This is a genomic window from Bifidobacterium sp. CP2, assembly GCF_018555635.1.
Lineage (GTDB): Bacteria > Actinomycetota > Actinomycetes > Actinomycetales > Bifidobacteriaceae > Bifidobacterium > Bifidobacterium saguinibicoloris.
This window is the reverse complement of record NZ_JAFEJX010000017.1, coordinates 22385-41895: the sequence shown is the minus strand read 5'-3', so window position 1 is coordinate 41895 and position 19511 is coordinate 22385. Positions and strand designations below refer to the sequence as shown.

The window sequence follows — 19511 nt, the reverse complement described above, 5'->3', positions numbered from 1 at the left end:
GCTGGGGCGTGGGCTGGGGCGGCCTCGGCCGCGTTGTTTTCGTTCTCGTTCGTATCGGTCATGTCCCCAAGCCTACTTGTGCAACGCACCGAGCATGCCGGCTATCTCGCCGGGCGTGACGGACGGCACATAGGCATGTGTGACGGCCAGCCCGATCTGCGCGAGTTTCGCCGCGTCCGGATAACACACGTACACCGGTTCCTCGCTCGGCTGGAACTTGCGTTTGAAGTTGAACAGCGAATGGAAGCCGTACGCCGGCTCCATCCAGTCGGCCACGAGCTGAAGCGCATGCTGCAGCACCTCCACGCCCTCGTCCATACGCCCGTCGGCGCCTGGCAGCGTGTTGTCGCGCTCCGGGTTCATCCCCGCCAGCGGCGCGGCGGACAGGCTCATGAACTCGACCGCCTGCTCCGGCGCGGCCTCCCCCTCGTCGCGCAACCGTTCCGCCATGCGCGCAATCAGGAACTCCATCACGCCGTTCGGACTGTCCGGACGATGACGCATGAAGTCGAGCGTCCATCCGACAATCCGCCCGTCACGCCACGTGGGCAGCCAGCTGGTCACGCCGAGCACGCGGCCGTCCGCATCCACCGCGTACAACAGGCGCACACGCGGGTCGCGCAGCTCCTCGACGCCGCCCAGCGTGAACTTCATCTCCGGCAGCGCCTTGCCCTGCGCCCACTCCTCGGAGATGTCCTCTATCTGCTCGCGCACGTCGAGCGGCGCGTCGAGGAACGTGGAGCACACGTCCACGACGCCCTGCCGTTTCGCCTTGTTGATGGCGGTGCGGATATCCTGCCATTTCTTGCCGGTGGTCTTCCACTGCCGCGGGTCGACGACCATCTCGCCACCCACTTCGATCGACTGCCAACCCATCGCGAGCAGCCGGTCGCGTTGCTCCCGATGCACCGCATAGAACGCGGGCGTCAACGACCGCGACGCGCAATACCGCGAAAACGCGACCAGATCGTCATCCCACTCGGACGGGTCACCGAACGGACCGGTGCAGGTGAGCGCCACGCCGCCCCACACGCGATACGCGACGGCGGACCGCTTGGAATCGGACATCCAATACTCGTTGCCCTCCCACGTGGTCATGAAACTCATCGATTCGCCGCCGGCTTCGACAAGCCGTTCCGCACGGGCGCGCGCACGCTCGTCGACCGCCGTCACGTCGCCCATCCAACGCACGACGACCACCAGCACGACGATCCAGAACACGAGTCCCACACCCTGGTACACCATCGACGCAAACGGCGTGACCGGCACGAACGCAAGCCGCACGTGACTGAGGAAACCGATCGGCAGGAACCGTCCCGGCAACTCGGCGAGCAGCGCCGCGGCCGTGGCGCGCGGCGCGAACTCGCCGGGCATCGCCAGACCGTACAACAGGTACACGGCCACGCACGCAAGCAGCGCAAGCACGCACGTCGCGACGCCTCCGGCCAACCGCCGCCACCCGACACGCACCGGGAACCGACGCAGGCCCACGAGCAGCGCCACGGCGAACGCGAACGGCGGCAGCGCGTTCGCGACGCACGCGGCGAGCGCGCCATGGTCGACGAGCGAATAGACGCCGTTCGGCGCGAACCGCAGCGGGACGACGAGATAGTAGGCGACGGCGACGCCCGCCGTGACGAGATTGACGGCGACGGAGGCGATCGCGGCGAACCGGCGGCCGCGGTACAGGCCCCACGCGAGCACGAGCGTGACGGCGGTGGGCAGCAGCGAGCGCAGCACCGCGCCGGGCATCGACGTACGCAGCAGGTCGAACTGGAGGAAGCAGTCGGCGCGCGTGGCACCGGCGACGCAGCGGGCGAGCGTGCCGTCATCGGCGGCGGCCGGACTCATGATGAGCCCCAACGTGCTCAACGGTCCGGCATGCGTGTGCGCGGTGATGGCGATCACCGGGCCGAGTGCAAGCACGACGGCGATTGCGGCGTACAGGCGACGGATCTCGTATGAGGTGCCACGCAGCCAATGCCAACGGGTTTCGGCGGCGACGGCATCGGCCGCGGCGGGCGTCGCGTCGAGAACGCCGACACGGCGTTCGTGCTGACGCATCGCCACGCCCGCGACATGTCCGACGACCGCCGCGGCGAGAATGCAGTAGCCGCCGGGATTGCCGCTGTACAGCAACGTGACCAGGATCGCCGCATAGCCGACGAGCCGGATGCGCTGCCGCCACAGATGCGTGCAGTACGCGCTGGCGGCCATCAGCGCGCCCACCGGCAGGGTGAGCGGGCTCAACACGAACAGGATGCGTTCGACGATGCGCGTGTCATGCAGCAGCATGCCGGTCCCGGCGCACAGCGTCAGCCCGACGATCACACCGCCGAGCGCGCAGCCGACCGCGACCGCGACGGTACGGCCGCGCCCCAGCCAACGTTCGGCGATGGACAGCATGACGAGCCACAGCAACGCATCGATGACGAGCTGGACGACGCCGCGCGCGAGGAACAGCGAGCACAGAAGCTTGCCGAGACTGAACTCGGCCATGCTGGTATGCAGACGCAGTGGGAAATCGAATCCGACGACCGCCGCCGCGATCCACGCGACGAGATTCACCGCTACGAACGCCAGAGTCGCACCGACCGCGAACCGATGGGCGTCCACCCACCGCCGTGCGTCCCCGGCGAGCGCATACCACGCCCGGCCGGGCTGTTGGGGCTGGGGGCGCTGCGCCGCCTTTCCGTCCATTCCCGCGTCTTCACTCATTCCTGCGTCTCCGCTCATTCCTGAACCTCCACTTGCGGATAGTCCCCGACGTTCTTCGTCATCGCGCCAAGCCCGGTACGCGCGCCGAACCAGTCGACGCCGGGACGCCACACAGCCTGCACGGCATGCCAGTCATGCCCGGTGCCGGGGACGACGATCTCCGTCACCTCGCTCACGCCGGCCTTACGCGCAGCCGCGGCGATCGTACGCATGTTGCGTACGGAATCGGTGTCGCGCTCCCCCGCGCCGGCGAACAAAGCGAGCCCGCCCGCATCGTCGGGATCGAGCGCGGCGAGCGCGTTGACCGGCACCTGCGCGTCGTAGTCGGCACGACGGCCACGGAAGTAGTTCCTCGTCATCTCGGCCACGGAACCGTTGGTCGGCTTCAGTTCGCCGTCGACGGGCAGCATCGCGCCGTACAGGTCCGGATGGCGCGGCGCAAGCTGCGTCGTGCAGGTGCCGCCCTGCGAGAATCCGCCGATCGCCCACATGCGCGGGGCGGTCGCGACGGGCAGCGTACGTTTCGCCCACGCGACGACGTCGCGCGTCAGATACGTTTCGGCATCGCCTTGGCTGGTGTCGGCGCACAGGCTGTTGTGCGTGTCAGCGCCGTTCTGGTCCGGCACGACGACGACCGGCGCGAGACCGTCATGCGTGGCGGCGTACGCGTTCATCATGCCCGCGATGTCCCCCGCCACAATCAGACGCCCCGGACTGCCCGGCTGTCCGGCGAGCAGTTCCATGACCGGCAGACGCGGCGGCGTCTTCGCGAGCGCGGCCGGCGGCAGATACACCATCGCCTTGCGCGCCTGGAAATGGGATTTCGTGTTCGGGATGGTCACGGTCAGTATGCGGCCGTGCGCGGGATGGTCCGGCGCGTCGTGGCGCGCGGCGGCGGCACGCCACTGCGCGACCGTCATCGACGCATGGTGGACCGTCACCGACTCAAGCGACGCGTAGGGCGTGTACCCGACGAGGCTGCCGACGGTCTGGTATTCGCCGAAGGTCGCGTCGATGCTGAGACCGGTGGCGAGCAGCGTGAGGGGGATGAGGACGACGGCGATCGCACGGGTGACGCGGCGGGCGACGGCGCGGGGCGCGCGGCGGCGGTTCGCGACGACGATCACGGCCGTGAGCGCGCCGAGGCCTGCGAACCCGCAGGCTGCGGCGATGATGACCGGCCAGCCGAGCGAAACACCGAACACCATGATGCCGTCGGAAAGGAACCAAGCGAGGAGAAGACCGACGAGGCCGGCGGCGAGTGCGGCGGCGGGGACGGCGAGCACGGAGCGCACGGGGCGGAATGCGGCGGCGCGGGATGCGGGGGTGCAGGGTGCGGGGGAATCGGCGGAATCAACGAACTTGCCGGGCGCCGAGCGAAAGAGCGCGATGACGAGTGATATGACGAGTGCGACTGCGGCGCATGCGGTGACCGCGAACACGGTCCATGGCAATACGCCGTGCACCAACGACACCTGCAGCAGCCATGCCGATGACGCCGTGTCCGATGTTGCGCCCGACGTTGAGACCGGCGTTGCGCCCAATGGTGCGCCCAACGTCGTGCCCAATGCTGAGACCGAAGCAGAACCCATCCCGATCATCCCCATGACATACTTCGCAATGCGCACGCAAGCCTAACGCGCGATTCACAAAAGTCGGAGGAATCCCATGGATCTCATGGCGAGTTCTCATGATGTCTTCAGCATTATCGGAAGCCTCGGCGGGGACAACCCGGTGCCCCATGATCCGCCCGCTTCGCGAGGCCCGGCCCATGGCTCCGCGAAGCCAACCCAGCCAACCCAGCCGACCCGGCCGAACCGGCCCAACCTCACATAGTCTGGGCGTTCTCGATGAGCGCGGCCTTGAGATCGGATTCGAGCTGACGCATCTTCACCTGCGCGGCGGCGCGGTTGGCCTTGCCTTCGCGCTGGATCTGCACGGTCTCCTTCAGCGTGGCGATGAGCTCGGAGTTGATCTTCTCCAGCGTCTCGATGTCCACCACGGACCGCTGGTTGGCCTTCTCCGCGTCGACGGCGCCCTTGTGGAGGGCGGCCGCGTTCTTCTGCAGGAGCTTGTTGGTCACGTCGTCGGCCTTGTGCTGGAGGTCGAGGGCCTTGCGCTGGTTGGACAGGCCCAGCGCGATCACCATCTGCGACTTCCACACGGGGATGGTGGTGGAGATGGTGGTGTCGATCTTGTCGACGATGGTCTGGTCGGCGTTCTGGATGATCTTGATCTGCGGCGCGGTCTGCAGGGTCACCACGGAGATGCGGTCGAGGTCGTCGAGGCGCTTTTCGAAGCGGTCGAGCTTGGACTTGAAGTCCTTGAGGATCTGCGCCTGCATGGCGTCGCCGCTTTTGGCCGCTTCGGCCTCGAGTCCGGGCAGCTGGTTGGCGCGGAAGTCGGCGAGCGCCTTCTTGCCGGCGAGCACGGTCATCTTGAGTTCGCGGTACTGCTGCGCGTTCTGCTCGTACATGGTGTTGTACATGGAGATGTCGGCGACGAGCCTGGCCTGCGCGGCTTCGAGCTTGGTGATGATCTCGTCGATCTGCGAGTCGACCTTCTGGTAGCGGCGGCGCAGCTTGTCGATGCTGACGGCCACTTGGCCGAGGATCGGGATCTTGCGGAATCCGCCGAGTTCGGCCTCGTCGATGGTGACGAGCATGGTGTTGAGCAGTTCGCCGGCCTCGCCGGTGTCCTTGGAGCGGGTTTCGGAGAGGATTTCGTCGGCGAAGGTGCTGGTGGCGCGTTGCGCGTCCTTGCCGTAGGTGGATTCGATGCCGTCGCGCGTGAAGTCGATCTGTCCGGCCATTTGGACGATGGCCTGCTGGTCGGCGGGCGGGAGTTTGGCGATCTGCTGGTCGGCGTTGAGCGCGGTGTCGGCCTGCGCCTGCGCGGCGGTGGGGACGAGCGCGTTGTCGCCGGCGCCGTCGAGTCCGGCGAGTGCCGGGTTGGTGACGGTGTTGCCTTTGGTGAGGTCGGCGAGTGAGAGTTGTGCCATGGCTGTGTTCCTTTCGTTGCGATGGCGTTGCGATGACGTGATGCGTCTGGTTGCGATGCGTCTGGTTGTGATGCGTCTGTTGCGGTGCGTCTGGTGGTGTCCGTGTCTGTCGGCCGATTATGGGCCGACGGTCGGGGCTTCCCGCCCCGGGGGCAGCGTCACTGCGGCTGCGGCGTCACTCCTTTGAGTATTTCGATGAGCTGCTGCATGGCGTTGTTCCGCGGCAGTTCGGAGACGGCGGTGATCTGGTCGAGCGTGCCGTTCACCTTGAACCGTTTGATGGAGTCGGTGCCCATGAAGTTGGCGGAGCGGAAGCCGTGGCGTTCCCAGGCGAGTTTCTGCACCTTGTTGGATTTGAGCAGGGTGAGGAGCTTCTCGCCTTTCTTGTCCAAGGCCATGAGCGTGTGGGTGCTCCAGACGGTGGGCGTGGGGTAGACGATGACGACGTCGTCTTTGATCTGCTTGTAGGCGTCGGGTTGGTTGACGGCGAGGTCGAGGATCTGGGATTCGTAGCCGACCATCATGGGTTTGGATCCGACGCCCAACGTGAGGAACTGGTTGAACGAGTCTTCGGAGCTGGTCTCCATCCATCCGGATTTGGCGAAGATGCTGGCGATCTTGTCGCCGTCGCGGTCGAGCGAGTCGGTGGTGGCGGGCTGGCCGCCGTTCAGCACGGTGGCGATGAGGGCCGCGTATTCGTTGCCGGAGTTGGATTGGACGGGGTCGGTGGAGTCGATGCGGAACTGTCCGTAGCCGGCGGTGTAGCCGAGGTCGGCCCACGTTTTGTCGGCGAGCATGGCGTCGACGGCCTTGGCCATGTCGATGCTGTAGACGCCGTCCGCGCTTTTGCTCATGATGCCGCCGGAGACGAGGCCTTCGGCCACGGCCTTGTGCGTGTAGAGCACGATGGGCGAGTTGAAGACGATGTCGCTCTGGGTGGCTTTGACGCCTTGCGCCGAGCCGTATTCGACGGCCGCGCGCGAGGAGGGGAACAGGTAGTCCATGCCTTTGGAGTCCGAGGTCATCATGTTGAGGCTGCCGGCCTTGCGGTAGTTGACTTCGAGGCCTTGTTCGGCGGCGGCGTCCTTGAACTTCTGGTCGTCGAACAGCCCGATCTTCTCGCCGCCGAGGTATCCGTTGACCTGGGTGAGTTGGACGGGTGCGGCGGGTTTGGGTTGCGCCTGCCGCCAGACGAGGGTGCCGCCGATGATGGCGACGACGGCGAGCAACGCCACCAGTCCGATGATCTTCGATTTCGACAGTGTCATTGCTTCCTCTCTTGTTCGGACGTGGATTGTGCAGGTTGCGCCGGCTGCGACGCGACGTCGTAGCCGTCCATGCGCGCCAGCCGTTGGATGGCGTCGGAGTCGGCGGCGATGCCGAGCGTCTTGGCGCTGACGGCGCGGCTGAGTTCACCTGCGGCGGTGCGTTCGAGCACCTGCAGCGCCTCGATGGTTTCGACGCGCGCCTTGGCGGCCTGGTCGCGCGCGCCGGACGATTCGACGTCGACGTAGGCGTGCAGCAGCTGTTCAGTCTGTTCGCCGTAGACGGTGGTGTAGTGGCGCAGCGTGGCGTAGGCGGAGGTGTCTTTGGTCACGTAGGCGACGAGCGAGCGTGTGGCGGCGATGAAGTCGTTCGCTTCGGCTTTGACCTGCGGGTCGCGCACCTGTGCGGCGAGGCGTGCGATGGAGGCGAGCCGCGCGTTGGTCTGGTCGATGGTTTCGGCCGCCTTCTGCCCGTTGGGCAGGGCGGAGGCGAGCATGTGTCCGATGCGCCGTTCCGGTTCGGTGAGGGTGGAGCCGGCCACGTAGCCGAGGGCGGCGAGCAGCAGGGCGACGACGAGCCCGAGGATGCCGCCGCCCGCGATGCCGAATCCGAGGGCGGCGAGGATGAGGCCGGCGATGACGCCGCAGACGATCTGGAGCATCAGTTGAATCCCTTGACGGTGCGGAACACGGCCGCGAGGTCGCCGGAGCGGCCGTCGAAGACCTTCGCGTTGGAGAGTTTCGCGATCTGGTTGAGCTGGCTGGGGTCGGCGTCGCCGAACATGATCGGGAAGATCGGCACGTCGAGCTTCTCATCCTTGTATTCGCGGAAGCTGGCTTCGCGCTCGTCCACTTCGGAGCGGCCGTCGGTCATGAGCACGATGGCGACGGTGTATTCGCGCGCCTTGCTGCCGGTGGGCAGCTGCTTGAACGCGGCTTCGAGCCCCTGGTAGATGTCGGTGCCGCCGCTTGCGGCCGTGGCCTGCGCGGTGTGGAGCAGGCTGCCGGTGCTGGTGCCGTCGGCGCGGATGGGGTCGTGCGGTTCGCTTTCGAATGGGATGAGGATGTTGACGTCGCCGTCGCCGGGCTGGATGCGCGCCTTGCGGGCCTGGTCCACATCGAGCGCGGCGTTGAGACCCTGGACCACGCCGTCCTTGCCGTCGCCGGACATGGAGCCGGAGTAGTCGACCACCCAGACGGTCCAGCTGGGCTTGCGCAGCGAGGTCTGGTAGATGTCGAGCGCCTTGGTGATGGTCTTGGCTGCCGGCATGGTGATGGTCTTGAGCATGCTCGGGTCGGTGTCGATGCCCCATTCGGAGCGGAACGATTCCTTGACCTTGGCGTCGGAAGCGTAGGCGAGCGCGCCGCCGAGCCCGGTGCGGCGGCCGGCGCGTTCGAATTCGAGCTTGGATTCCTTCGATTGGAGGGCATTGGCGAAGCTGCTGTACGCCTGCTTCACGTCCTGCTTCTGGCCGCGGTCCACGTAGCCGAGCGGGGAGTCGGAGACGGCGATGCCGTCGGACGGGTAGACGGCGACGAGCGGGTCGTGGCCCTGCTTGGTGAGGGTCTTGTCCGCCTGGATGACGAGCGATTCGTAGTTGACCATGGAGTCGAACCGGTCGGGGTTCTTGACGACCATGTCCTTGAGCCAGTCGGAGGAGCCGGAGGAGCGGTCCACGCCCTTGAGGAGCGTGGTGACGTTGGTCTTGAGCGTGTCGTCGGCGAGGTCCGCGTCACTCAGGGGGCCGTCGCCGCCGCGCAGCGCGGTCATGAACGCCAGGTAGGCGGAGGCTCCGGAGTTCGACTGCGTGGCGGAGGTCATGGAGAATTTGAGGTCGCCGGAGGAGACCTTGGCGAGGATGTCGGCGGTGGAGACGGGCTTGGTCTTGCCGCTCGAGTCCGCCCAGCCGAGCTGTTCGGCCTTGGATTTGGCGATGCCGAACACGATGGGCGTGGTGGAGGTGCTCTTCGCCTCCTTGACGAGATGCTTGGTGTCGCCCATGGAGATCCACATGGAGGAGGCCGGCCAGACGGCGTCGTAGCCGTCGGCGCCGGATTCCAGCACGTTCATGATGTCCAGCGAGCCCATGTACTTCATGGTGACGGTCACGCCGGATTCGTCCACGGCGTGCTGGATGGCGGTGGCCACCTCCTTGTTCTCGGATCCGGAGGCGATGGTGATGTCGCCGGAGGATTTGCCGTTCACGGGGGTGAACCGTTGCGTGTTGGCGTTGGAGGCGCCGTCCGCCTGGTCGTTCTGGTTGTTGCCCGTCGAGCACCCGGCCAGCGTCATCGCGGCGGCGCAGATGAGTGCCGCGACTGCGGCGATGCGACGGTGAATCCTGGATTGCGTTCCCATGTCTCCATTGTCGAACGCCGGTCTTACGCCGCCGGGACCGCCAAGCGACATGCAGGTGAACTCTGGGTGAAAAACTACACCCGACTACATAGTCGCAGCTTCCTCCACTCCTTCCGCCGCGCCGTCTACTCCACTTCGGCGAGCACCGGGTCGCCGAAGAATGCGAGGATGCGTTCCAGATACGGCCCGTACACCGCGTTCGGCATGGAGAACACCTCGTGTTCGGAATCGGCGAGATGCACGATGGCGGCATGCCCGCCGCCGTCCTTCACGCGGTTCACGAACTCGGTCTGCGGCTGGTTGCGCACCCAGATGTCATGCCCGCACTGGAACAGCAGGATGGGCGTCTCGACCTCGGCGCAGGCGGCCGGGCTGAGCACGGCGCGGTTCATATGCATCGCCTGACGCACCCATTCGAACGACGCGCAGTACGTCTGGTATTCGGGATGCTCGCAACGCAGCCGATGGTACCACCGTTCGCGAGGCTCGCTGGACAGCTGGTAGGGGCCCAGGTCGAGCACGCCGTCGAAGTCCTTCTGGCCGAACACGCGGTGACGTCCCAGACCGCACGCGCACAGCGTGCCGACGAGCGCGCGCGTCAGCCACATCGGCATGCCGGTCTGCGGGGCGATCATCGGCGCGGACAGCACGGCCCTGTCGAACAGCGTGGGATACCGTTCCAGCACGGCCGCGCCGATGCCGCCGCCCATCGAATGGCAGAACAGGTTGAGCGGCTGCCCGTTGGCGTAATTCTGGCCCACGGTCTGGGCGAACGCGGCGAGGTCGGCCACGTAGCGACGCCAGTCGTCTATCCACACGAGACTCGGATTGTCCACGTCGCGCGCGGACTTGCCGTGACCGCGATGGTCCATCACGCACACGGAATAGCCGGCGAGGAGGAAGTACCAGACGAGTTCGTCGTACTTCTCGGCGAACTCGGTGAAGCCATGGCTGATGACGATGGCACCGCGGAACGTGGCCGTGGCGCCCTCCTCGCGTTCGCCGTCGAACTTGTTCGCGTCGTAGCACAGGTAATGCAGCTGGCCGGAGCGGCCGCCGGTGTCCATCGTGCCGGACAGGGGCGCGAGACCGGCGGAGCGCTCCGCCTCCGAAGGATCGAACCAGCCCTCCTCGCGGCAGGCTTCGAGCGCGGGGATCACCGTGCGCTCCATCGTCTCGGCGTAACGGCTCTCGTCGATCATGTTCAGCTGCGTCATGGGTTCATCTTAGGACACGGGGTGAGCCGCGCGCATCCGGCACTTCACGCCCGCGTGCGCGGCTCCGACGGACGGGCCGCGCACGCGGCGCGCCGGCCGGCCAGCCAACCCGGCTGACCGGCCGGCTCAATCAACCGGCCCGGTCAGTCGGCGAGCGCCTCCTTCAGGAAGTCGCGCTGCAGGATGAGCAGGTTCTCCGCGACCGTCTCGTCGTTCGTCATATGCGTGATCCCGGTGAGCGGCAGGAACGTGTGCGGACGCCCGGCGGCCATGAGCGCCTGGGACAGGCGCAGGCTGTGGGCGATGGTCACGTTGTCGTCGGCGAACCCGTGGATCAGCATGAGCGGTCGCGTGAGCTTCGGCGCGTCCGCCACGATGGAGTTGCGCTCGTACACCGCCGGGTCGAGGCCGAGATAGCGCTCGGTGTAGTGGGTGTCGTACAGCGTCCAGTCGGTGGGCGGGGCGCCGGCGCACGCGGCCTTGAACACGTCGGGCGCGTCGAGGACGGCGAGCGCGGACAGGAACCCGCCGTACGACCATCCGATCATGCACACCTTGTCGAGGTCCGGAGCGGGGATCGGCGCCGACGACGCGGCGGAACCGCCGCGGGAGGCGTTGAGCGCGGCGACCGCGTCCGGCAGGGCGCGGACGGCCTCGACCTGGTCGGCGAGAGTCACGTCCTTCATGTCCTCGAAGATCTCACGATCCCACTTCGGTCCGCGGCCGGTGGTGCCGCGGCCGTCCGCGGTGACGACGAGGAAGCCCTGATCGGCCCACCATTGCGCGTCCCAGTAGAACGACTGCGCGGCGACGACCTGCTGGAAGCCGGGACCTCCGTACGGTTTCATCAGGACGGGCAGCTTCTCGGCACGCGCGTACGGGCTGTCGGCGGAAGGCGCGACGATCGCCGTGTACAGGCGATGCGCGCCGAGACGCGTGAACGTCACGTTCGGTGCGAACCCGGGTTCGGCGGCGTGGCTGGCGACGGGCGCGGCGAGGATGCTGAGCTCCATGTCGTCGTTCCCCACCGCCACCGCGGACTCGTCGCGCGACACCTCCTCGTCGACCGTGCCGGCCGCGGCGTCGATGTCCGCCGGCGTTTCGGCGGCATCGGACGGCAGCGCGTAGGAGTGCGTCATCGTCGCCTTCGCATGAAGCATGTCGCGGCCGGAGATGACGACGCCCTCGCCGGCACGGCTGGCCGTCCAGACGCCGGGACGCACGGTGAGCGGGGTGACCGAACCGTCGAAGCCGAAACTCACCACGTCGAAACTGCGCGCGTCGTGCGCGCCGACGACGGACTCGTCCGCGTCGGCGGTTTCGGACAGACGCCACTCGACGGGCTCGTCGGGGGCCGTCTCGGGCGTGCGCTGGACGACGGCGAGCACGTCGTCGTCGGTCACGTCAAGCACGTGACGCACCTGCCAGCCGGCGGGCGTGAACGCCTGGCCGCCCACGGTGAGACGGTTCGTATCCGCATCCATGTCGTTCGACGCGCACACCAGACGGCCGTCGGGCGTGAACGCGGGCGTACCCGACACGAGGTCGATCCACTGCTCGTTCTCGTGCCGCTCCAGCACGCGCGGATAGCCGTACCAGCGCTTGCCGGACCTCACCGAAAGCACCTCGTCGCGGGTCTGACGGCGGTTCTGCACGAGCACGAGCGGATCATGGCCCTTCGTCCAGTTCACGGCGGCGACGTACTCATACGACTCGCGGTCCCACTCGACGTCCTTGGTGGCGGTGATGCCGGCGTAGCGGCCGTCCACATCGAACGCGAGCGAAAGCAGGGTGAGATACACGTCGGCGTTGCGGGTGAGCGCACGCGGGTAGCGGCGCGGCGCGGCCGGACGCTCCGGGTCGGCCGGATCGCTGATGTGCCAGACCGGCTCGTCGGCGGTATCGAAGGACTCGAACAGCACCTGACGGGAATCGGGCGACCACCAGAAGCCGTCGTAGCGGTCCATCTCCTCACCGGCGACGAACTCGGCCAGGCCGACACGCCACGTGTTCTCGGCGGGATTGCCGTCCTCGTCCTCGACGGAGACGCCGTAGATGGCGGTGACGCGGTCGTCGAACGGGGCGTCGGGGTCGGCGAGGATGTCTGTGTCGGCGGTGGCGGCGAGGGCGTCGGTGTCGTCGGGGGCGTCGCCCGGCCAATCGCCAATGTCGACGAGCATGAGATGCTCGCCGGTGGTGTACAGCACATGCTCGCCATCCGGGCTGATGCGCGGATTCAGCACCGGCGTATACAGGGCGGGGTCCTCGTCGAGCCATGCGCCGGCGAGCTCGCGCGTGCGGACGGTCGGCTCGCCTTCGGGCAGGCGGGGGGCGTTGATGTTCCTGAACGCCTCGTCGTCCAGGTCATCCGAATCGGTCCCGTTCAGGTCGTCGGAGTCCCACAGGATCTCGGTGAGGAACAGACGTCCGTTGATGGTGAAGACCACACGATCCGCGTCCGCGCACACCGAATACGACACGATGCCCGTGCCGCCCTCGCGTGCACGCTCGCGGCGGGCGCGCTCCTCGGCGGGCACGTCCTCGCCGTCCGCGTGCGCGCCGAGCAGGTCGCGCGGATCGGCCAGCTTGGTTTCATGATGGTCGCCGTACGCGTCGAACCAGCTGAGCCATAGGGCGGTCACCAGGTCCTCGGGACCGTCGGAGCGCAGGAACAGGGCTTGGGAGCCATCGGCCATGACGTGCGCGGAGCGCGGAGAACCGCACGTGAACCGCAGGGTGCGGGCCTTGGCCCGGGGGAAATCATCGAGTGCATTATTCATATGTCTCACGGTACTCCGATTCGCCTCGCGAACCGGTCTCCCCCGCGAAACGACCTCCCCCGCGAAACGACCTCCCCCGCGAAACGGTCCGGCGCGCGGCGGATTGTTGGCACTCTGATTAAGAGGAGCGCCGGCGCATACCGAGGATGTACGCCGTCGCGCAATCGAGATGGTGACTGGACAGGAGCCGTCATGCCGCGAGGCGGCCCGTCAGCGGGCGGCCCGGTCGCTGACGAGCAACTCGGCCATCGCGTCCGCGAGCTTGGCGTGGTTGGCGGCGTCCATGTGCAGCTTGTCGAGTTCGCTCGCCTCGGCAACCTGCGCGGCGTCGAGGAACAGGCAGCCGTGCCGTTCGGCGACCTTGCGGTATTCACCGGCCAATCGGTGCGAGACGGCGACCGCGTCCTCCTCGAACCCGACGAATCCGCTCGTCGAGATGCCAGGCAGCAGATAAATCGGCGACACGACGACGATGCGCGGAGCCGACTGACCGCGGTTGTCGGTGATCTCCACTTCGCGCACGAGCATCTCGAGCCCGGACGCGATGACCCGCTCGTCGGCGTGGAACATCGCCTTCATGTCGTTGGTGCCGAGCGCGATGATCATGTAGTCGAGCGGACGATGCGTGACGAGTGCGACGGGCAGCGCCTCGATGCCGCTGCGATGCGGTTCGATCGGATTGTCGAATACGGTGGTGCGTCCACCCATCCCCTCTTCGATGACGTGCCATCCGTCACCGAGCGTCCGCTGCAGCCGGCCGGGCCACCGCACATCGTACGGGTGGCGTCCGCCCGCGGGATTCGTGCCGTTCGTGTTGGAATCGCCGAAGCATAGGACGTTGATCATGGCGTCTCCCCTTCCGTCGGTTGTCGTGAGGCCTAGGATAGGCGGGATGCGCCGGCGATGGCGTCGGTTGCCGTGTGTTGTCGGTTCGTCGCCGGATGGTCCGATGCCGGGGCTTCCGCCCGTCGCCGTCGGCGGGCGGTCCGGCTTGCGGAGCATGGGCCGCGCCCCGACCGTCGAATCCGGATGATTCCGGTCCGACGATCGGGACACAGCCGTTCACGCGCGTGAATCGCGCGGGCGCCGTTACGGCGATGCCGTCATGCGGCCCGCTGTTCAGGCCGCCTTGCCGACGGTCTGATGGGACGGACGGGCCGACGCCGGTGCGGGCGTCGTGGCAGGGGCGCCGTCGCGCACCGCGGCACGCTTACCGGCGGCCTTGACCAGCGTGACGCTGACCAGCGCCACCGCGAACAGTATGGTGAGCACCGGGATGAGCGCGGCGTAGCGGTGTGCCTGGTAGGGCGCGTGCGTGACCACGAACGAGGCCAGCTGGTTGCCGGACAGTCCGGCGAACGCCCATGCGCTCAGCGTGAGCCCGTGCGTGGTGGACACGGTCTTCGTGCCGAAATGCTGGTCGAGCAGCACCGGCAGCGTGGAGAAGCCGCCGCCGTAGCCCGCGTTGACGAGGAACAGCATGGCGAGCACGGCCCAGAGCAGCGCGTTGTCAATGCTGTTCAGGGCGATCTGCAGCAGGCAGACGGCGATCGACATGACGAAGATCACCTGATACACGGTCTCACGGTGTTTGAGATGGTCGGAAAGCGTGGAGAAGCCCATGCGGCCGGCCGTGTTGAACACCGAATCGACGGCGAGCACCAGGCCGATGACGCCCGCGGAGGCGGCGGCGAACGCGCTCGGGCTCAGCGAGGCGTACCGCGGCAGCGCGGCCAGCACGTCGTGCAGGATGTCTTTCTCCTGGCTGATGAGCGCCAGACCGCAGGTGATGTTGAGGTAGAAGGCAATCCAGATGCCCCAGAACACGGGCTTCCTGAGGATCGAGGCGCGGCTGACATGCGAGGTGGCGGGATCGTAGGCCCATCCGGCCGGTCGGCGGATGAGCAGGAAGCCGGCGAACATCATCACCGCGTAGACCGCGGCGAGCGTGTAGAACATGTTCACGAGACCGGCCGTGCCGATCAGCCATTCCATGAGCGGACTGCCGATCGCCTTGGCGAGGCCGAACCCGGCCACCGCGATGCCGGTGGCAAGGCCCTTGTTGTCCGCGAACCAGAGCATGAGGTTCTTGACTGGCGTCAGATAGCCGACGCCCAATCCCACGCCCATGATTGCGCCGTAGCAGATGAACACGCCCGGCAGGAAGCCCAGGGCGATGCTCACACCGGTGCCGGCGAAGCCGACGACGAAGCAGATCATGGAGACGAACGCTGACTTGCGGATGTCCTTCTCCACCATCGGTCCGGCGAACGCGGCGGACATGCCGAGGAAGAAGATGGCGAGCGAGAACGCCCATTCCACGGAGGCGGAATCGGCGTGCATCTGGTCGGCAATGAGCTGCTTGAACACGCTCCAGCAGTAGACGGTGCCGATGGGGATGTGGATGAGCAGTGCGGGCGCGATCGCACTGCTCCAGCGGTTCGCGGTGAGTCTTGCCATGCCCGGGGTTCCTTTCGTAGCTGGATACGATGGCCTGCCGGCATGGGCAGAGGATGGATGGGCGCCGTTCCGTATGCGACGGTCCTGTGCGATGGCGTGCACCCCGGCCATGCGGCCTTGGACGCGTATGCCGCGCATCATGGATATCCGATAAACAATCGAACATCTCCGATGTGCGCTTCGCCGGCGTCAATGTCCCCTGTCGACGCCGACAAAGAGCACTATATCCGGGAATCGCAACGTGGCATGCGGGGAGGCGGCGGTGCAGTGTGTGAGATTGTTCACACGGCTTTTCCGGGATGGCCTGGACGTCGAGGCGGAGGCCGGTGGACGGCATGGCGCGTTTCATGGCATCCTGCGGGATGGCATACGGCCCTCTTCTCCATCGCCGATTCGTCCGATTCGTCCGATTCGTCCGATTCGTGCCATGTGCGTCGCCTGCGTGCCACAGTCGGCACTCAGGCGACGCCTACGGGTCATCCGGCGTCGGAGTTGCGCCAGCTGTGGCACGGCGCCGACGCTGGGACGTCCTGTAGCGTCGGCAGCACGCCAAGGATGGACAAGAAACGACGGATACGGGCGTGAGACGACGGAGGGCCTCCGCGGAAAACCCGCGAAGGCCCTCGTGAAGGTGGTTCCGGAGCGCCCGAAACGGGCGTTCCGGAACCGGAAATGAAGGGGTGCGATCAGCCCGTGTTCTGCAGGCCGGCGGCGACGCCCGAAACGGTGCAGAGGATGAGATAGATGAACTCCGCCTGCTGGCTCTTCGAGAGCTCCTCCTTATCCACCTTCTTGCGCAGCGAACGCAGCGCCAGCACCTGGGTGACGGACAGCGCGTCCACGTACGGGGAGCGGATGCGGATGGCCTGGCCGAGCACGTGACGGTGCTGGAGCGGCCACTTGTCGCCGACGATGGCCAGCACCCACTTGCGGGTGAGCTCCATCTCGTGCATGACCTTCTCCGGCAGATCGGTGCGGTCGTCCAACGCCAGGTACATCTTCGCGATGCGCTCGTCGGTCTTGGCGAGCGACATCTCGATGTTGTCGATGAACGTGGAGAACAGCGGCCACTCCTCGTAGGCCTGACGCATGGTCTCCAAATCGCCGAACTTCTCGCATGCGGTGCCGAGGCCGTACCAGGCGGCCAGGTTGATGCGGGCCTGGGCCCAGGAGAAGATCCACGGGATCGTGCGCAGGTCGTCGAGCGACTTCGCGCCCAGGCCACGCTTGGCCGGACGGGAGCCAATCGGCAGCAGACCGATCTCGGTGAGCGGCGTCACGGTGGAGAACCACTGCGCGAAGTCCGGCGTGTGCAGCAGGTCGAGGAAGCGGTTGTGCGCCGCCTCGTCGAGCTCGTGCGCCATCTCCGCATACTTGGCGGTCATGTCCGTGTTGCGCTTCTCGACGCTCGGCGCGGACTGGAGCAGGGTCGCCGCCGCGACGGACTCGACGTGGCGGATGGCCAGCACCGGGTTGCCGTAGCGGGCGAAGATGACCTCGCCCTGTTCGGTGAGCTTGAAGCGGCACTTGACGGAGCCGACCGGCTGGGCGAGCACCGCGCGGTTGGCGGGGCCGCCGCCACGGCCGACGGCGCCGCCGCGGCCATGGAACAGGGTCAGGTCGATGTCGTGCGACTTCGCCCACTTGGCGATGCGCTCCTGCGCGGAGTGCAGGGCCAGCGTGGCGGAGGTCGGGCCGGCGTCCTTTGAGGAATCGGAGTAGCCGAGCATGACCTCGAGCTTGTTGCCGGTGGCCTTGAGACGCGCCTGCACTTCGGGGATCTTGATCATGTCCTCGAGCACGTCCACCGAGTTCTGGAGATCCTCGAGCTGTTCGAACAGCGGGATCACGTCGATGGTCGGCACGTCCTCCGGATGCGCGAAGGCGAGGCGGTTCAGCTCGTAGACGTCCTTGATGTTCTGGGCGCTCTTCGTGAACGAGATGATGTAGCGGCGGGCGGCCTTCAGGCCGTTGCGCTTCTGGATGGAGCCGAGGGCACGGAAGGTGTCGAGCACCTCCTGGGTCATCGGCTGCAGGTCGCCGCGTTCGCCGTGCAGGCCGTGCTCGCGGATGTCCGCGAGGGCGCGGGAATGCACCACGGAATGCTGACGGAACTCCATCTCGACCATGTGGAAGCCGAAGGTCTCGGCCTGCCAGATGAGGTCCTGCAGCGGGCCGTAGGCGGAGCGCTTGGCGCCCGCGTCGGACAGCGACCGCTGGACCGTCTTGAGGTCGGCGATGAAGTCGTCGCAGGAGTGATACATGAGGTCGGCGTCGCGCTCGATGGTGTAGTGCAGGCGATCGGCGATCACCAGCATGACGGCGCGGTGCAGCTCCTTGGTGGAGATCAGGGCGGCCTTGTCGGTGAGACGCTCGCTCATCTCCTTCTGGTGGCTCCACAGCACCTTGAGCTCGGCGCTCGGCGGCGTGGTCTCCGCCTCCATGGTGAGGTTGCGGCCCACGGTGCGCGTGGCCTCCTCGAGGGCGGCGAGGACGTGGTCGGAGAACTTGCGGGCCACCTGACGGCTCACCTTGGCGGTGACGTTCGGGTTGCCGTCGCGGTCGGAGCCGATCCAGCTGCCCGGGTGGAAGAACGCGGGGCAGACGGGCTCGACGAGTCCGGCCTTGTCGCCCAGGACCCAGTCGTCGAAGCGGCGGTAGACCTGCGGGATGGTGTGGAACAGCGTGTTGTCGAAGATGTCGAGGATGGTGTCCGCCTCTTCCACCGGCGTCGGCTTCTTCAGCGCGATCGGCGAGGTGCGGAACAGGGCGTCGATCTCGTTGTAGAGGCGACGGCTGTTCTCCTTCTTGTCCGAGCCGCCGAGCGTCTTGTGCGCGGTGAGCAGCTCGGAGATGCGGCGGATCTTGCCTTCGACGGCCTTACGGCGGGCCTCGGTGGGGTGCGCGGTGAACACGGGGTGGAACTCGAGCCGGTCGAGCAGCTCCTTGGCCTTGGCCGGACCCATCTCGTTGATGAGCTGGTGGTAGGCCACGGTGAGCTCGTTGATCGGGTCCACGGCGCTGTCCTCGGTCACCTTGGCCTCGCGCGCGTGCAGCACGGAGACGCGGTAGTCCTCCTCGCACAGGTTGGCGAGGTGGAAGTAGGTGGCGAATGCGCGGGCGAGCAGCTGGGCGTCGTGGAGCTTCATCTTGTCGATGGTCTCCACGGCCTTCTTCAGCCCGTCGTGATCGGGATCGGGGTCGACCATCACGCCTTCGAAGTGTTCGGCGCTGGCCTCGACCGCGTACTGCCGCACCTGATCGAAGGTTGCGAGCAATTTGGGATCGAATTCGCCAAGGACATCGCGCAGGATGCGCAGACATAGATCCATGTCGTTGGCGAGCGATTCAGGGAGATGGCGCTCTTCGGGGCCTTTGGTCCCGGTGCCGGTGGACACGATGGTCGCGTCGGCGGGCGTGATCTGCTGATCGTTATCTGTCATCAGACCTCCTTCTGCCGTACCTAAGGTTGCTCGGTCTGACGGTCGCCCACGGCTCCTCCGCGGTTGTTGAGGCCGTCCGTTGCGAGCCCACAGCCCGTATACGGCGTTTGGTTGTAGTCGGCATTCTAACGTCGCCCAATCGCAACGAATGTTACGGATTCCGGTTTCCGGACGCGGACCGTGACATTTTCGGTGTGCGATTCCGGCGTGTTCCGTCGCGTCCGGAGCGGTTCGCGCCGTCGCCGACGACGCGTCGGAGGGCCGCATT

At 66.9% G+C, this 19511-nt stretch carries 11 protein-coding genes; all 11 read right to left on the bottom strand.

Annotation, left to right across the window (positions count from 1 at the left end; all coding sequences use genetic code 11):
• Positions 1–72: 72 nt before the first annotated feature.
• A complete protein-coding gene (locus tag JS531_RS10275; RefSeq protein ID WP_214315714.1) occupies positions 73–2700 on the bottom strand; it encodes a DUF2156 domain-containing protein in 2628 nt (875 codons plus the stop codon).
• Between the two features lie 32 nt (positions 2701–2732).
• Positions 2733–4199 (bottom strand): alpha/beta hydrolase-fold protein, encoded by a 1467-nt coding sequence (locus JS531_RS10270; RefSeq protein WP_240542179.1) that lies wholly within the window; start codon positions 4197–4199, stop codon positions 2733–2735.
• A gap of 347 nt (positions 4200–4546) precedes the next feature.
• A complete protein-coding gene (locus JS531_RS10265) occupies positions 4547–5719 on the bottom strand; it encodes a toxic anion resistance protein (protein ID WP_240542178.1) in 1173 nt (390 codons plus the stop codon).
• Positions 5720–5877: 158 nt separating this feature from the next.
• Positions 5878–6987, bottom strand: coding sequence for a substrate-binding domain-containing protein (locus JS531_RS11170; RefSeq protein ID WP_214315704.1), 1110 nt, complete (start codon positions 6985–6987; stop codon positions 5878–5880).
• On the bottom strand, positions 6984–7646 hold the full coding sequence (locus JS531_RS10255) for a 5-bromo-4-chloroindolyl phosphate hydrolysis family protein (protein WP_214315702.1): 663 nt from the start codon (positions 7644–7646) through the stop codon (positions 6984–6986). The genes JS531_RS11170 and JS531_RS10255 overlap by 4 nt, the downstream gene beginning before the upstream one ends.
• Complete coding sequence (locus JS531_RS10250) at positions 7646–9343, bottom strand: VWA domain-containing protein (RefSeq protein WP_214315700.1); 1698 nt, start codon at positions 9341–9343, stop codon at positions 7646–7648. The genes JS531_RS10255 and JS531_RS10250 overlap by 1 nt, the downstream gene beginning before the upstream one ends.
• A 125-nt stretch (positions 9344–9468) precedes the next feature.
• Positions 9469–10560 (bottom strand): alpha/beta fold hydrolase, encoded by a 1092-nt coding sequence (locus JS531_RS10245; RefSeq protein WP_240542177.1) that lies wholly within the window; start codon positions 10558–10560, stop codon positions 9469–9471.
• A 143-nt stretch (positions 10561–10703) separates the two neighbouring features.
• A complete protein-coding gene (locus JS531_RS10240) occupies positions 10704–13340 on the bottom strand; it encodes a prolyl oligopeptidase family serine peptidase (protein WP_214315698.1) in 2637 nt (878 codons plus the stop codon).
• Between the two features lie 210 nt (positions 13341–13550).
• A complete protein-coding gene (locus JS531_RS10235; RefSeq protein WP_214315696.1) occupies positions 13551–14186 on the bottom strand; it encodes an SGNH/GDSL hydrolase family protein in 636 nt (211 codons plus the stop codon).
• Between the two features lie 273 nt (positions 14187–14459).
• Positions 14460–15800 (bottom strand): OFA family MFS transporter, encoded by a 1341-nt coding sequence (locus JS531_RS10230; protein ID WP_214315694.1) that lies wholly within the window; start codon positions 15798–15800, stop codon positions 14460–14462.
• Between the two features lie 686 nt (positions 15801–16486).
• A complete protein-coding gene (locus JS531_RS10225) occupies positions 16487–19243 on the bottom strand; it encodes a phosphoenolpyruvate carboxylase (RefSeq protein WP_214315692.1) in 2757 nt (918 codons plus the stop codon).
• Positions 19244–19511 lie beyond the last annotated feature (268 nt).

Excerpts from the sequence above, each read along its gene's own strand:
- JS531_RS10225 (WP_214315692.1), bottom strand. The coding sequence starts at position 19,243 with ATGACAGATAACGATCAGCAGATCACGCCCGCCGACGCGACCATCGTG.
- JS531_RS10250 (WP_214315700.1), bottom strand. The coding sequence starts at position 9,343 with ATGGGAACGCAATCCAGGATTCACCGTCGCATCGCCGCAGTCGCGGCA.
- JS531_RS10245 (WP_240542177.1), bottom strand. The coding sequence starts at position 10,560 with ATGACGCAGCTGAACATGATCGACGAGAGCCGTTACGCCGAGACGATG.
- JS531_RS10255 (WP_214315702.1), bottom strand. The coding sequence starts at position 7,646 with ATGCTCCAGATCGTCTGCGGCGTCATCGCCGGCCTCATCCTCGCCGCC.
- JS531_RS10230 (WP_214315694.1), bottom strand. The coding sequence starts at position 15,800 with ATGGCAAGACTCACCGCGAACCGCTGGAGCAGTGCGATCGCGCCCGCA.
- JS531_RS10235 (WP_214315696.1), bottom strand. The coding sequence starts at position 14,186 with ATGATCAACGTCCTATGCTTCGGCGATTCCAACACGAACGGCACGAAT.
- JS531_RS11170 (WP_214315704.1), bottom strand. The coding sequence starts at position 6,987 with ATGACACTGTCGAAATCGAAGATCATCGGACTGGTGGCGTTGCTCGCC.
- JS531_RS10240 (WP_214315698.1), bottom strand. The coding sequence starts at position 13,340 with ATGAATAATGCACTCGATGATTTCCCCCGGGCCAAGGCCCGCACCCTG.
- JS531_RS10275 (WP_214315714.1), bottom strand. The coding sequence starts at position 2,700 with ATGGACGGAAAGGCGGCGCAGCGCCCCCAGCCCCAACAGCCCGGCCGG.
- JS531_RS10265 (WP_240542178.1), bottom strand. The coding sequence starts at position 5,719 with ATGGCACAACTCTCACTCGCCGACCTCACCAAAGGCAACACCGTCACC.